This window comes from Sphingomonas sp. (assembly GCF_041661825.1).
Classification (GTDB): domain Bacteria; phylum Pseudomonadota; class Alphaproteobacteria; order Sphingomonadales; family Sphingomonadaceae; genus Sphingomonas.
Genome location: NZ_JBAZTU010000003.1, coordinates 34,049 through 47,166 on the forward strand (window position 1 = coordinate 34,049; position 13,118 = coordinate 47,166).

Below are 13,118 nucleotides of genomic sequence, written 5' to 3' on the forward strand. Positions count from 1 at the left end.
CCACGATGCTAGTGTGTACGCGCCGGCGGCAAATGCAATCCTGAACGGGGGCGCATCGTCCGCGGCGCGGGGTATAGGGGACAGGGCGTGACGGACCGGGTCCGCATCGCGATCATCGGCTCGGGCCCCGCGGGGCTGAGCGCAGCCGCGCGTGCCGCGCAGCTCAAGCTCAGCCATGTCCTGCTGGAAAAGACCGACCATCTGTCGGACACGATCTTCAAATACCAGAAGGGCAAGCACGTCATGGCGACGCCCAGCCAGCTGGTGCTCCGCTCCGACATGCAATTCGACGCGGGCAAGCGCGAGGTCATCCTCGGCACCTGGGACAAGCTCGCCGCGAGCCACGGCATCAACGTCCGCTACCGCAGCGACGTGAAGGCGATCGAGGGAGAGCGCGGCGATTTCCGCATCGCGCTGACCGACGGCTCGACCGTCACCGCTGAGACGATCGTGCTGGCGATCGGCACGCAGGGCAATCCGAACCTGATGCGCTGCACCGGATCGACCCTGGCGCACGTCCAGTATCAGCTCGATGACCCCGGCGAATATGTCGACGAGCATATCACCGTGATCGGCTCGGGCGACGCCGGCATCGAGAATGCGCTCGGCCTCGCTGCCGACATGGCGCAGGGCAATGTCGTCACCATCCTCAACCGCTCCGCCGATTTCGCCCGGTCAAAGGGCGCCAACGTCAAACTACTCAACGAGGCGGCGGATGCCGGGCGCATCTCGATCCGGCTGGAAACCACGCCCGCGGAGGTCCGCCCCGGCGAGCTGGTGCTCGAAACCCGCGACGGTCAGGAGACGATCCGCTGCGACCGGATCATCGCCCGCATGGGCTCGGCGGCCCCGCGCGCCTTTGTCGAAAGCTGCGGCATCGAGTTCAGCAGCGCCGACCGCGAGGCCTTCCCCAAGCTCTCGCCCGTGTTCGAATCGACCAAGCCCGGCATCTTCGTCATCGGCGCGCTCGCCGGCTATCCGCTGATCAAGCATTGCATGAACCAGGGCTATGACGTCGTCGAGTTCATCAACGGCAACACCAGCCTGAAGCCCGCCGACGAGCCGATCCTTGCGGCCAAATTCGCCCGCTTCAAGGCGAAGCGCTCGGTCGACGAATGGCTCGAGATGCTCCGCGCCAACGTTATGATCCTGAACGAGCTCTCGCCGCTGCAGATGCGCGAATTCATGCTCGATTCCGAGGTGCGTTCCTACAAGACGGGCGAGGTGATCTTCGAACGCGCCGATCCCGGATCCTCGCTGTTCGCGATCGCGCAGGGAACGGCTCTGGTCCAGGTCGACAAGGACAATCCCTCGATCACCGTGGCGGTGGAACAGGGCTCGATCTTCGGCGAAGTCGGCCTGATCTCCGGCCGCCGCCGCGGCGCGACGGTCCGTGCCGGCACGGACATGATTGCCGTCGAGGTCTCGCGCACTGCCGCGCTGAAACTGATGGCCTCCGTCCCCGCCGCCAAGCGCGCGGTCACCCGCATCTCGGTCGAGCGCCAATTGCTCCAGCTCTTCGGCTCGGGCCTCACGTCCGCGGATATCGCCGAACTGCTGGACGCATCCGAGATCCAGACGGTCCGCGCCGGCCAGCCGATCATCACGGAAGGCGAGGCGGGCGAGGACATCTTCGTCATTCGCGTCGGCAGCATGATCGTCGAGAAGAATGTCGGCGGCAAACCCGTCTTCCTCTCCTATCTCCCCGCTGGCTCCTATGTCGGCGAAATGGCGTTGATCGGCGGCGGCAAGCGCACTGCCACGGTCAAGGCAGCGATCAAGTCCGAGGTCATCAAGCTCCCCGGTGCCGCTTTCCGCCGCCTGATGGAGGCGAAACCGCGCCTCCTGGAAAAGGCGCGCGCGGACATGGCGCAGCGCCAGAACATCAATGCGTTCGTCGAGAGCCGGAAGGACAGCTTCTCCGGCGTGGTCGACATGTATTCGCAGACCGCGACCTTCCTGGTCGAGAACGGCATCGGCGAAGCGACCGACGTCTTGCTGATCGACGAGACTCTCTGCGTCGGCTGCGACAATTGCGAAAAGGCCTGTGCCGACAGCCATGAAGGCCTGTCGCGGCTCGATCGCGAGGCCGGGCGCACCTATGCCCATCTCCACGTCCCGACCAGCTGCCGGCATTGCGAGCACCCGCATTGCATGGCCGATTGCCCGCCCAATGCGATCCACCGCGGGCCCGACGGCGAGGTGGTGATCGACGATACCTGCATCGGCTGCGGCAATTGCCAGCGCAATTGCCCGTACGGCGTGATCCGCATGGACAGCGTCCCGCCGAAGAAACCGGGCCTGCTCAGCTGGATGTTCCTCGGTGTCGGCCCCGGCCCGGGCGAACCGACGAAGAAATGGCGCTACAAAAACGCCAAACCCGGTGTCGAAAAGCCCAAGAAAGCCATCAAGTGCGATATGTGTTCGGGCATCGACGGTGGCCCGGCCTGTGTCCGTGCCTGCCCGACCGGCGCCGCGATCCGCGTCGCGCCCGAGGAATTCCTCGACGTCGCGCGGCTCGAAGAGGGGACTCAGTCATAGCCAGCCGCGCCTCCCGTGGATCGGCGCGGCCCGGCAAGGTCGCGCTGCACGAGGGATTCCTGCGCCACAAGCGTTTCCGCTGGCTCAAGATCGCGCTTGTCGTCAGCCTGATCGCGATCCTCGGCTATGCGCTGATCGACGTCACGCCGCGCCCCAATGGCGGCTCGCCTTATGGCTATACGCTCGGCACGATCGGCGCGCTGCTGATCCTGTGGCTTAGCCTGCTCGGCATCCGCAAGCGCGCCATGACGAGCGGCCGATGGTCGCTCAAGGCCTGGACCAGCGCGCATGTCTATCTCGGGCTCAGCCTGATCGTGATCGCGACCCTGCACACCGGCTTCCAGTTCGGCTGGAACGTCCACACGCTCGCTTATGCCCTGATGATGCTGGTGATCCTCTCCGGTATCTACGGCATCACCGTCTATGCCGCGATCCCGGGCTATCTCAGCACCAATCGCGAGGAGATGACTCAGACGCAGATGCTCGATTCGCTCCGCGCGATCGACCGTCAGCTCCATGATGCCGCCCAGCCGCTCACCCAGCGTCAGGCCGAGCTCGTCCGGAATTCACTCGAGCAGGACCCGTTCGGCGGCGGCCTGATCGCGCGCCTCTCGGGCCGCTATTCGCGCTGCGCGACAGCACGCACCTTCGACACCATCCGGGAACGCACCGGGCCGCGTCCCGATGTGGGCGACGACCCGCTCGAACGGGTCGACGCGCTGCTCGAACGCAAACTGGCGATGCTGGCGCAGCTCAGGCGGCATCTGCGGTTCAAGGCGATGTTGGAGATCTGGCTCTACGTGCATGTGCCCTTCACCTTCGCGCTGATCGCCGCGCTCACCGCGCATATCGTCAGCGTGTTCTTCTACTGGTGACGGCGGCGTGACCTTCCTCCTCCGCCAGATCAGCTTCACCGCGGACCACCGCGAGATCGTGCGCACGACCCGGATCGACAGCGATGCGGTGACGATCGGCCGCGGCGCCGAGAACGACATTGCGCTGCCCGATCTCGCCGTCGACCCGCGCCACGCCCGGATCGAGCGCCGCGACGACCGGCGCATCGTCGCCGTCGCGCTCGGCACCCTGGGCTTCGAGGTCGACGGCCGTACCGTCAAGCGCGGCGAGATCAACGCCGCCAAGGGCGCCGAGCTCGGCTTCGGCGGCCATCGCATCACCGTGACGCGCGATGCCGAGGGGCAGATCGTCCTCACCGTCGCGCGGGTCGGCGCGATCTCCGACACCGCGGAAGAACGCGAGGAGGCGGCCGCCTATTCGCTCAAGGGGGTGCTTCCGGGCAAGCGCATGACCGCCTGGCTGCTCGTCGCGGCGGTGCTGCTCGGCTTCCTCGCCTGGCCGGTCTGGAGCTACCTCCACCGCGACCGCGCCGACACGCGCAGCATCTATGTGCTCAAGGCCGACCATAGCTGGTCGAGCGGCCCGCTCAGCCAGGCGCACCATGCGCTGGAGGGCAAGTGCGAGGCCTGCCACGTCAAGGCGTTCGTCTCGGTCCGCGACGACAGCTGCAAGGCCTGTCACAAGGATGTGCACGATCATGCGCCGCCCGCACGCCTCGCCGGCGCGCGCGAGGCGCCCGATTTCACCGGCCGAATGCTGGCCAAGGTCGCGCAGACCTTCGGCAAGCCCGGTGCCGGCGCCTGTGTCGATTGCCATACCGAACATGAAGGCGCCGGGCCGATGCCGCCGACGCCCCAGGCGTTCTGCGCTGACTGTCATGGCTCGCTGAAGACCCGGCTGGCCGATACCAGGATCGGCAATGCCGGCGATTTCGGCACCAGCCATCCGCAATTCCAGCCGCTGGTCGCGACCGCGCCCGGCGACAGGCCGATGCTCGCCCGCGTATCGCTCGATCGCCTGCCGACTGAACACAATGGCCTGAAATTCCCGCACAAGCTCCATCTCGACACGCGCGGCGGCGTCGCGCGCATGGCGCAGACGATGAAGGCGCGGAACGGCTTTGGCGACGCGCTGGTCTGTGCCGATTGCCACAAGCCAAGCGCGGACGGCGTCCGTTTCCTGCCCGTCCAAATGGAGCAGAGCTGCCAGATGTGCCACAGCCTCGGCTTCGACCGGATCGGCGGCACGGTGCGTACGCTACGCCACGGCGACGTCCCGCAGATGATCGCCGATCTGCGCGCGACCTACCGCTCGAACCCGCCGAGCGCGCCGGGGCCCGCAGATCGCCGCCGCCCCGGAATCTATGCCCCGGGCCAGGTCTATCACGCCTATTTCGGCCCGGGTGCTCGACCCGGCAATGCCGATGCCGCGATCAGGGCGGCCTTCACGAAGAACGGCGCCTGTTTCGATTGCCATGTCATCACACCGCCAGGGGTGGGTGGGGCAGGCGACTGGACGGTGCTGCCGGTGCACCAGCCGATGCGCTACATGATGCATGGCTGGTTCGATCATGCCGCGCACCGGACGGAAAAGTGCGAGAGCTGCCACACCGCCCAGCAATCCAGTTCGGCCGACGATCTGATTCTGCCCGGCATCAGGACATGCCGCACCTGCCATGCCGGGGAGGGCACTGTCGCCAAGGTTCCGTCGAGCTGCGCCATGTGCCACAGCTATCATGCCGATGCGGGCGCTCCTTGGATGCCGTCGAAAACCAGGGCCCGCATCCGTTCGCTGCCGATCGCCGTACCTGCCGCAAGGTCGCCATAATAGAAGAGGGGGGGATCATGCTGATCGCGCAGATCACCGACATCCATCTCGGTTTCGAACCGGACAATCCGGGCGAAGCCAACCGACAGCGCCTCGATCTGGTGCTTGCCGAGCTGACCGGGGGCCGCAACCGCCCGGACCTGATGCTGGCGACCGGCGATCTCACCGACCGGGGCGATGCCGACAGCTATGCCCGCGTCGCCGAAGCACTCCGGGCCTGCCCGTTCCCGGTCTATCCCTGCCTCGGCAACCACGACGATCGCGACCTGTTCGCCCGATACTTCCCGCAGGTGCCGACGCCCTCGGGCTTCGCGCAATATTGCATTGCGCTCGAGGGGCTGCGCATCATCGTCCTCGATACGCTCGAGACCGGGCGGCACGGCGGCGGCTTTTGCGAGGTGCGTTCGGCCTGGCTCAAGGCACGCCTCGCGGAGCAGCGCGACACGCCGACGGTGATCGTCATGCACCATCCGCCGCTCGATGTGGGCATCGCCTGGATGGACCCAGGCCCCGATCAACCCTGGATCGCGCGCTTCACCGACGCGATCGCCGGCCACCGCCAGATTCGCGCGATCTGGTGCGGTCACCTCCACCGCCCGATCACCGCCTCATGGAAAGGCATCACGGTAACGATCTGCCCCGCCACTGCGGCAGAGCTGTCGCTCGATCTCAATCCGATCGATCCCGACCAGCCCGACCAGCGCCCGATGGTGAACGCCGACCCGCCCGGCTACGCCCTCCACCGCTGGAACCAGGGCCTGGTCAGCCATTTCGACGCGGTCCAGGAGCATGTCGTGCTCGCGACGTTCGACGAGAGCCTGCAGCCGTTGGTTCGGCAGATGGTCGACGAACGCTCGGCTTGATCGTAAGCGTCCGGCGTTGCGCGGTTCGCCCGTGCTCTACCCCGCAACGCGGGGCCAGGTGCGCACCGTATCCGCGATATAGTCGCGCATCGCGCGATGCACCTCGCCGCCAGTAAGCCGCCCATCGCGGAAGTCGCGCGTGAGCGCCGCCGTGAACAGCGTCGCTCCTTCGCCGTCCTTGCGCTTGCCTCGTTCGAGATCGGTCGCGCTGTGCGCGCCGAACCCCCATCGCTCGACCGACAGGGCAAGCGCCGAAACCGGCTGCACGAAATGGGGGTCGTCGGGCCACAATCCCGCGCTCCAGTTCAGCAGGCGCCCATATCCCATACTGACCAGCGGATCGTGGAAATGACCGCGCACCTGATACTGGCCGAAATCGACCAGTTGCGCCTCGAACGATGTCCGGTCGTCCGGTAAGCGCACGGTCTGGATGTTCATGCCGTCCCCCGCGAGCCGGCGGGAACCCCGCATCCAGCCGCGCACCGTCGCCGCATCGTCGGGCGAAAGGCTCGGCACGGGCGTTCCGGCGAAGGACGCGACCAGCTCCTCCTCGTCGTGGAACAGGAAGCGCGTGCCGCGGTTCGCCGAAGTGATTCCATAGTGGCGCAGAAGCAGCTCGATCTCGACCTTCACCGCTTCGTCGCGCGAGCCGCTGACGGGCAGATCGACATTGCCCTGTGCCCGACGATGGGCGCGCCGCACCATGATCCCTGCAGGCTCGGCGGCCCCCGACCGCGATTTCGCGCCGAAGCCCGTGTCGATGAACCCGTAGACCGGCACGGTGGAGAAATGGGGCGCCGCATGCCGGAAGACGGCGTCGATCACCCATTGGAACAGGATCTCGCGCAACCCGTCGCGCATCAACAACAGGCCGTTGCTGTGCACTTCAAGCGCGGGCGCACAACCCGGTTCCCGGCCGGTACCCTTCAGGTCGAGCAGTCCGCATCCCGTATCCGACAGAAAGGCGCGGCCATAGCGCGTGGGTCGCCACACCCGGCGGGGTTCGTCGCGGGTGGCGATCGGCGTGTTCGCGATCTCCTGTGCCGCTTGCGTCACGGAGATGAGCGCGGCGTGCTCGAGCAGCCAGGCTTCGCGCACGGCGTCGCACTGATCGGGCGGGCAACCGCCTGCTGCCAGGACGTGGTCCCGCAATGTTGGGAAGTCGTTCTGCAACAGGGCGTGGTCGGCAAAGACCAGACGCGCGCCGGCAAGGGGAAGCGCTGTGTCGGGTCGAAGACCGTCATCATCCAGCTCGCCGATACGGCGCGGAATCATCGTGTCGCGAAACAGTGAGCAAGGCGGTGGTATCGGCTCGCCCGGCATCTCGACTCTGCTTCCTTGCATGATAGGATGATATCCAACGTACCAAACGGAGAGCGGAACGATGGCTGAAGACGAGGGGGGTGCCAAGTCGCCCAACGATCCAGCCGGGGCCGCACGCGCGGGCGGTCAGGCATTGACGGGGCAGGGCCAGACGTCAGGCGCCGAACCGGTCAGCCAGTCGCTCCCACCCATCGAGCAGTTCCAGCGCGTGTTGCTCCAGGATCCCGCATTGCAGGAAACGCTGGCGCGGGCGCAATCGCACGACGCGTTCCTCGATGCGGCGGTCCAGCTGGGCAACGACCACGGCTACGTCTTCACGAAGGAACAGCTACAGGCGCACATCGCGACGCTGGAGCAGCAGCAGTCCGGCGCGGGCGGCGTTACCGCGCCGCAGGCCGACCCGATCCAATATGTGTCATTGTCGTCCGAACCCCCGCCGACACCCGCTCCCCCGCCGCCGCCGCCATCGCCTCCTCCTCCGCCGCCCCCGCCGCCGTCGCCGGAACCCCCGGCGCCGCCTCCACCCCCGCCGCCGCCGCCGTCGCCGCCATCACCGCCGTCGCCTCCACCCCCGCCGCCGTCGCCGGAACCGCCTTCACCGCCGTCGCCTCCCGGGCCTGGCCCTACGCCTACCCCCGGGCCGTCGCCGTGCAGCTCGCCCAGTACGGCTTCGGGCTATTCGATGCAGTGCGGGTTCAACACGCAGACCTGCCTTTGCACGCTCTGAGCGAAAGCCCGGAGAGTGCCGATATTCCTTTTCACCACGCGCTGCGGCCGTTGCGGGAGGCGGCGCTCGCCGGGGTAGATTTCACGGCATTCCATCCCGCGGCGCCGGATGCGCTGGCCGATCATCTCGTGCGCAGGCTGTCGGCCGCCTCGGCGCCGACCTTGCAGCGCGCGTTCGAGCACTTCTCTGCCCCCGGCGCACGTCTGGTATCGCTGTTCGTCTCGGCCGAAACGTTGCGACCCGCCGATTTCCGCTACCGCGCCTTCGTGGCGTGGCTGCTCGGCGACGGCTGGAGCAAAATCCATTCGGACTATCCCGTTCTCGCGGAGGTGATGGCGGGGCTGATCCGGGACTGGACGTATTTCTGTTCGGAGCTGGCAATGCGGGTGCGGAAGGATTTCCCCGCGACGGCCGTCGAAGAGCTGCAAATGGCCGGCTCGGATCCGCATAATGGCGGCCGGGAAGTCGTGCGGCTCTTCATGACCGGCGGCCAGTCGATGATCTACAAGCCGCGGAGCGTGGCGATGGAACACGCCTTCTCCGCTTTGCTCGACTGGTGCAACCGCACTCCGGGACAGTCAGATCGTCTGGATTGGTACGTGCCGTGGGTCCGCAGCGAGGCCGGCTATGGCTGGATGGAATATGTCGAGACGCTCCCCTGCACGGATGCGCGCGACGTTCGGCACTTCTACCGCCGTGCCGGCGGGCTCGCCGCGCTGCTGTACCTGCTGGGGGCAACCGACTGCCATTGCGAGAATGTCGTCGCGCATGGCCAATACCCGGTCCTCGTCGACGCGGAGACGTTGTTGCAGCCGCGGTATACGCCGCCATTGGCCGCGACCGGCCTTTACGAGATCGCCGATCCGCGGGGCTGGGATACGGTGGCGCGGTCCGGCTATCTGCCGCGCTGGGAACTGACCGATACGGGCCGGCTGGTCGACATAAGCGGTCTGAGCGGTGGCGCGGACACCGCCGCTCGTGGCCCTGTGTGGTTGGACGCAAACACCGACGCGATGCGGTTGATCTGGGGAGAGCTGCCGCCGCGGCCGATGCCGAACCTGGCCCGGCTGGATGGCGCTGCGACCAGCGCGGCCGATTGGCAGGCCGAGGTCGAGGCGGGGTTCGAGGAAACGTGGCGGGCCCTGGAAGACGCAAGGGACGACCTGCCCTTGCAGGCCTTCGCGGTGCTGACGACGCGCTTCATCTATCGGCCGACTCAGCTCTATGCCGAACTGCTCTGGCAAGCTTCCCAGCCCGAGAGCCTGCGATCACCCGCAGCGCACGAAAAGGCGTTCGATCTGCTCGACAAGGCGCTGGAGGTGCTGTGCGATCCCGTGGCGGAGCGCAAGCTCGCCGAGGAGGAACGCGCGGCGCTGCGGCGGCGCGATATTCCGCTGTTCACCGCGGCGTGTCGGGCCTCGACGCTGACGCCCTCGTCCCTGCCTTTTCGCGACTCCCCGTGGAACGACGTCGGTGCACGGCTCCGGCATTGGAACGATGAGTGTTTCGGTCGTCAAAAGGCAATCGTCAGGGGCTCGCTCCGCGCACTGGCCGCCATACCCGTTCCGTTCGTCGAACCGCCGCTTCCCTTTCCCGAGAACGATGGTTCAGCGGGCGATGCCGTTCTGCTGCGCGCTGCCCGAACGATCGCAGACCGGCTGTTGCAGGCCAGCTTCCTGGTCGATGGCGGGCGAAGCTGGATCGCCCTGCAGGACAGGTCGCCGGCACCGTGCTTCCAGGTCGAACCGGTGGGGTTCGACCTGTACGGCGGCACGTCCGGCATCGCCATATTCCTGGCGGCAGCCGGTATGGTGCTGCGCGACGACCGCTATGTCGCCGCCGCCCGGGAAACGGTCGAGCCGCTGCGCCGTGCACTGACGTCCGACGACGCGACCTTGCGAGAGGCGCTCGGTCGAAGCGTGCCCGCCGGCGGCCTGAGCGGCATCGGATCGGTCGTGTATGCGCTCACGCGGGTCGGCAGCATCCTCGGTGACGCGCACCTGGTCAGCGCAGCAGGCGAGGCGGCGCGGCTGATCACACCGGAGCGGATCGAGGAAGACCGCTACTACGACATCGCCAGCGGCAGTGCCGGTACGCTGTGCGCGCTGCTCGCGCTCTGGAAGATAAGCCCTGACCCGACGCTGCTGGACCGCGCGGTGGCGTGCGGCGAGCATCTGCTGCGGCACCGGACCGGCGCAGATGGCCGGCGCGCGTGGCGGACCTTCGCGTCGGTGCCGCTTACCGGCATGGGCCATGGGGCCGCCGGGATTGCCATGGCGCTGCTTCGCCTGTCGGAGGTCACCGGCGACGCGCGGATGGCGGAGGCGGCGGCGGAAGCGCGCGCCTATGAGCAGGACCTGTTCAGCGTCGATCAGGGCAATTGGCCCGATCTTCGCGACGCCGTCCGGGTCGACGATGCGCCCGGATTCTCGACGGCCTGGTGTCACGGTGCGCCGGGCATCGGCTTGTCGCGCTTGCAGGGTGACCAGGCCGGGAGCGCTCGGGAGATCGACGCGGCAATCGACGCGACGCGGCGGTTCGGCATCCAGGGACCCGATTATATATGCTGCGGCACGATGGGCCGGATCGACTGGCTGCTGGAAGCGGGCGTGCGTCAGGCGCGCGCCGCGATCGTCGACGAGGCCGTGGCGGCGAGTGTCTTCCTGAGCCGGCGCGCGGAAGCGAATGGCGGGTTCCGACTGCTGGCGAACGCATCGGCGGACGACGTCAAGCCGGGCTTCTTTCGCGGCTCGGCGGGTATCGGCTACAGCCTGTTGCGGTGCGCCCGTCCGGGTACGCTGCCCTGTGTGCTGGCCCTCGACTAGGTGCCGGATTCGCTCCTGCCTCTGATCGATCTTCTGCCCATTGGCCGCAACGCGCCTGGACTTCAGCGCATGGCGGCGACCCTTCCTTTCTCGTCCTACATCGCTCTAGAGCTAACGAGCGGCGAGACGGATACGATGAGCCTGTGCGCCCATGTGCCGCCGCGCAAAGGGGAGTGGCGTCGGTTCCACCCTCGAATCCTTGCCGCCTGCCTCGACGAGGATGCGGCTTGTGCAGGGTTCGTGCAAAGCGTGTATCTCGAGTTCGACGCTCCCTATGGGGATGCACCGGGGGTGTTTGTCGGGCTACGAAACGACCTGCCGGCTCGCGAGGCTGCCGTGCGAGCGGTCGCGGGGATCGTCGTACCGGGAACGCAGGTCCCTCACGACCTGGCGCCGCATGTTTCGCATGTGGCGGCAATGCCGGCGCGGTCACCGTCTCTGCTTCGTCTCAACCTGCTCGCCGCGGGAATCCTGTGTGTCGCACCGCTGGAGCAACTCGCGGCGAGCGTGGCCGATGTCACCAGCCATTGTGTGGGGAGCGTCGATGTGACGCACGGTGTGCTCTCCGATCGGGTCGGCATGGAATGTTACGTGAAGGATTGGGAGCGTTTCTTCGGGATATGCCGCCAGCGCGGCTGGTGCAGCGACGCGGATGTGGCGCGCTGGCTCTCCTGGCCCGGCGAGGCGGCTGGCCCGGTCGTCGACGATCTGCCCGACTGGGCGCGGTGGACGGGGCAGCTGTTGAACGCGCGAAGCGGGGTGGTGCGGACGCTTAATCACGCCAAGCTGGTCGCGCGGCCCGATCACCCCGTGGAAATGAAAATCTACCCCGCCGTGCATCATGTCTGGCACTGAAGTCGGCATGAGGCGTGTGGAATGGCGCGGCGATCTGTTCGTCGCCGACCTTGACGAGGTCTCCGCGCGGCTGGTGGCATGGCCGCTGATCCCGCGACCGTTCAGGCACACACTGACCTTCTTTTTGCATCCGGTCGATGGCGACTGGGACGTCGCTACCGCGATCCGGATGCGCGCCTACCGGAATTTGCCCGAGGTGTCGGCCGACGCCGTGGCGGCAGCGCTCTCGTCCGGCGTGGAGGGCAAGCTTCAGGCAAAATCGCCCTTGGGCAGAGTAGAACAGCTGGGCCCGGTTCTGCTCCGCACGATGCCCGATGGCGGAGCGCCGCTTCTGACGTCGCGCGGCCGGGTGTACCGGGTCCATTCGGTGCGGGTTTCGGCGCGCGAGCATCGAAGCTTCTCGGCCGGAGCGGCGCCGCCGTTCGGGACCGCCGCCGAGTTACGGCGGATCACGGTCGATCGCACGCGCATGCTGTTCCGTATCGACGCGGCGGCAGGGACGGTTACGTCTCTCGGCGAACTCGGCCCGCGTCTGGAAATCAAGGCGCCGACCCGGGCCACGGTCGATACCGTGCGGCAGGCGCTCGATCCGGGAGGCGCCATTCGCGTGCGGCCGAACGCTTCGCTGGCGCTGCTTTTCCAGGACGAGCTGCGGCAGAGGATCGACCCGGCATCCGCCGGCTTTCCGGAGATGGAGATCAAGTTCGACGTTCCTGGCGGGCTTGTGGATGACGACGCCGATACGGTGGCTGAAGCGATCGCCGACACCTTCGAGGTGTTGCTGCCGGCGCCCGCACGTATCGAGCGCGTGCGCCGCTACCATGTCTGCCATGACGGTGACGCCGGCGCGGAGTGCACGGTGGTCGAGACCGCCTCCGGTCGCCTGTCGGCCAAGCGCAAGCGGGGCGAACGCCGGCTCGGATTGGCTTTGCTGCGTGACACGATCGCGTCACGCACCACCGATGCGGACGGCGCGCTGTGCTCGGTCGACCATTTCACGGGCGAGCTTGGCTGGACATGCATGGCCATGTTCGAAAAGGCGCAGACCAAGATCCCTTTCGGCCTTCCCGAAGGGCGTGCCTATCTGGTCAGCCTGGACCGCTGCACCGCGCGGGAGGGACGGCTTGATCAGGTCGAGATCGAGTTTATCGGCACGGTGCCGGGCTCCCCCTTTCCGACGGCCCAGACCGTCGCGGATGACCTGGCGCTGCTTGGCGAGTGGCTGGTTGCCGGCCCGCTCGGGTGCAGGCTCGCGCCAGGCTCGGGATCCAAGCACGCCTTCTTCCGCGCCACTGCCTGATG

Annotated in this window: 11 protein-coding genes; 9 read left to right on the plus strand and 2 right to left on the minus strand. The window is 67.4% G+C overall.

Annotated features, from left to right (window positions below; translation table 11 throughout):
- Positions 1 to 87 precede the first annotated feature (87 nt).
- The 4 genes from WC729_RS13080 to WC729_RS13095 are packed head-to-tail and all read left to right on the plus strand — an operon-like array spanning position 88 to position 6,086.
- The gene (locus tag WC729_RS13080) at positions 88 to 2,541 is read left to right on the plus strand and encodes a cyclic nucleotide-binding domain-containing protein (protein ID WP_372853407.1); all 2,454 of its coding nucleotides are present in this window, start codon (positions 88 to 90) and stop codon (positions 2,539 to 2,541) included.
- A complete protein-coding gene (locus WC729_RS13085) occupies positions 2,538 to 3,416 on the plus strand; it encodes a hypothetical protein (RefSeq protein ID WP_372855452.1) in 879 nt (292 codons plus the stop codon). Before WC729_RS13080 ends, WC729_RS13085 begins: the two co-directional genes overlap by 4 nt.
- A gap of 7 nt (positions 3,417 to 3,423) precedes the next feature.
- Positions 3,424 to 5,223 carry a cytochrome c3 family protein gene (locus WC729_RS13090; protein ID WP_372853409.1) on the plus strand — a complete coding sequence of 600 codons (1,800 nt, stop codon included), beginning with the start codon at positions 3,424 to 3,426 and terminating at the stop codon, positions 5,221 to 5,223.
- Positions 5,224 to 5,240: 17 nt separating this feature from the next.
- Positions 5,241 to 6,086, plus strand: coding sequence for a phosphodiesterase (locus tag WC729_RS13095; protein ID WP_372853411.1), 846 nt, complete (start codon positions 5,241 to 5,243; stop codon positions 6,084 to 6,086).
- A 36-nt stretch (positions 6,087 to 6,122) separates the two neighbouring features.
- On the opposite strand, the gene WC729_RS13100 is transcribed toward WC729_RS13095, so the two are convergent.
- Positions 6,123 to 7,184, minus strand: a complete 1,062-nt coding sequence (locus tag WC729_RS13100) for a hypothetical protein (RefSeq protein WP_372853413.1) — start codon at positions 7,182 to 7,184, stop codon at positions 6,123 to 6,125.
- Here WC729_RS13100 and WC729_RS13105 point away from each other — a divergent pair.
- Positions 7,158 to 7,379 (plus strand): hypothetical protein, encoded by a 222-nt coding sequence (locus WC729_RS13105; protein WP_372853415.1) that lies wholly within the window; start codon positions 7,158 to 7,160, stop codon positions 7,377 to 7,379. The genes WC729_RS13100 and WC729_RS13105 overlap by 27 nt on opposite strands.
- Positions 7,380 to 7,563: 184 nt before the next feature.
- On the opposite strand, the gene WC729_RS13110 is transcribed toward WC729_RS13105, so the two are convergent.
- A complete protein-coding gene (locus WC729_RS13110) occupies positions 7,564 to 7,713 on the minus strand; it encodes a hypothetical protein (RefSeq protein WP_372855515.1) in 150 nt (49 codons plus the stop codon).
- Between WC729_RS13110 and WC729_RS13115 the strand changes: the two genes are divergently transcribed.
- Genes WC729_RS13115 through WC729_RS13130 form a run of 4 tightly spaced genes read left to right on the plus strand, consistent with a single transcriptional unit; the run spans position 7,651 to position 13,116 of the window.
- Positions 7,651 to 8,136, plus strand: coding sequence for a hypothetical protein (locus WC729_RS13115; protein ID WP_372855453.1), 486 nt, complete (start codon positions 7,651 to 7,653; stop codon positions 8,134 to 8,136). The two genes, WC729_RS13110 and WC729_RS13115, sit on opposite strands and share 63 nt — an antisense overlap.
- Complete coding sequence (gene lanM / locus WC729_RS13120; protein ID WP_372853417.1) at positions 8,124 to 10,961, plus strand: type 2 lanthipeptide synthetase LanM; 2,838 nt, start codon at positions 8,124 to 8,126, stop codon at positions 10,959 to 10,961. Before WC729_RS13115 ends, lanM begins: the two co-directional genes overlap by 13 nt.
- Positions 10,962 to 11,816, plus strand: coding sequence for a hypothetical protein (locus WC729_RS13125; protein ID WP_372853419.1), 855 nt, complete (start codon positions 10,962 to 10,964; stop codon positions 11,814 to 11,816). It begins immediately after the preceding gene.
- Positions 11,817 to 11,823: 7 nt separating this feature from the next.
- Positions 11,824 to 13,116, plus strand: a complete 1,293-nt coding sequence (locus tag WC729_RS13130) for a hypothetical protein (RefSeq protein WP_372853421.1) — start codon at positions 11,824 to 11,826, stop codon at positions 13,114 to 13,116.
- Positions 13,117 to 13,118 lie beyond the last annotated feature (2 nt).

Bases quoted from the DNA above. Each gene is read 5' to 3' on its own strand.
- WC729_RS13130 (WP_372853421.1), top strand. From the start codon at position 11,824: ATGAGGCGTGTGGAATGGCGCGGCGATCTGTTCGTCGCCGACCTTGAC.
- WC729_RS13095 (WP_372853411.1), top strand. From the start codon at position 5,241: ATGCTGATCGCGCAGATCACCGACATCCATCTCGGTTTCGAACCGGAC.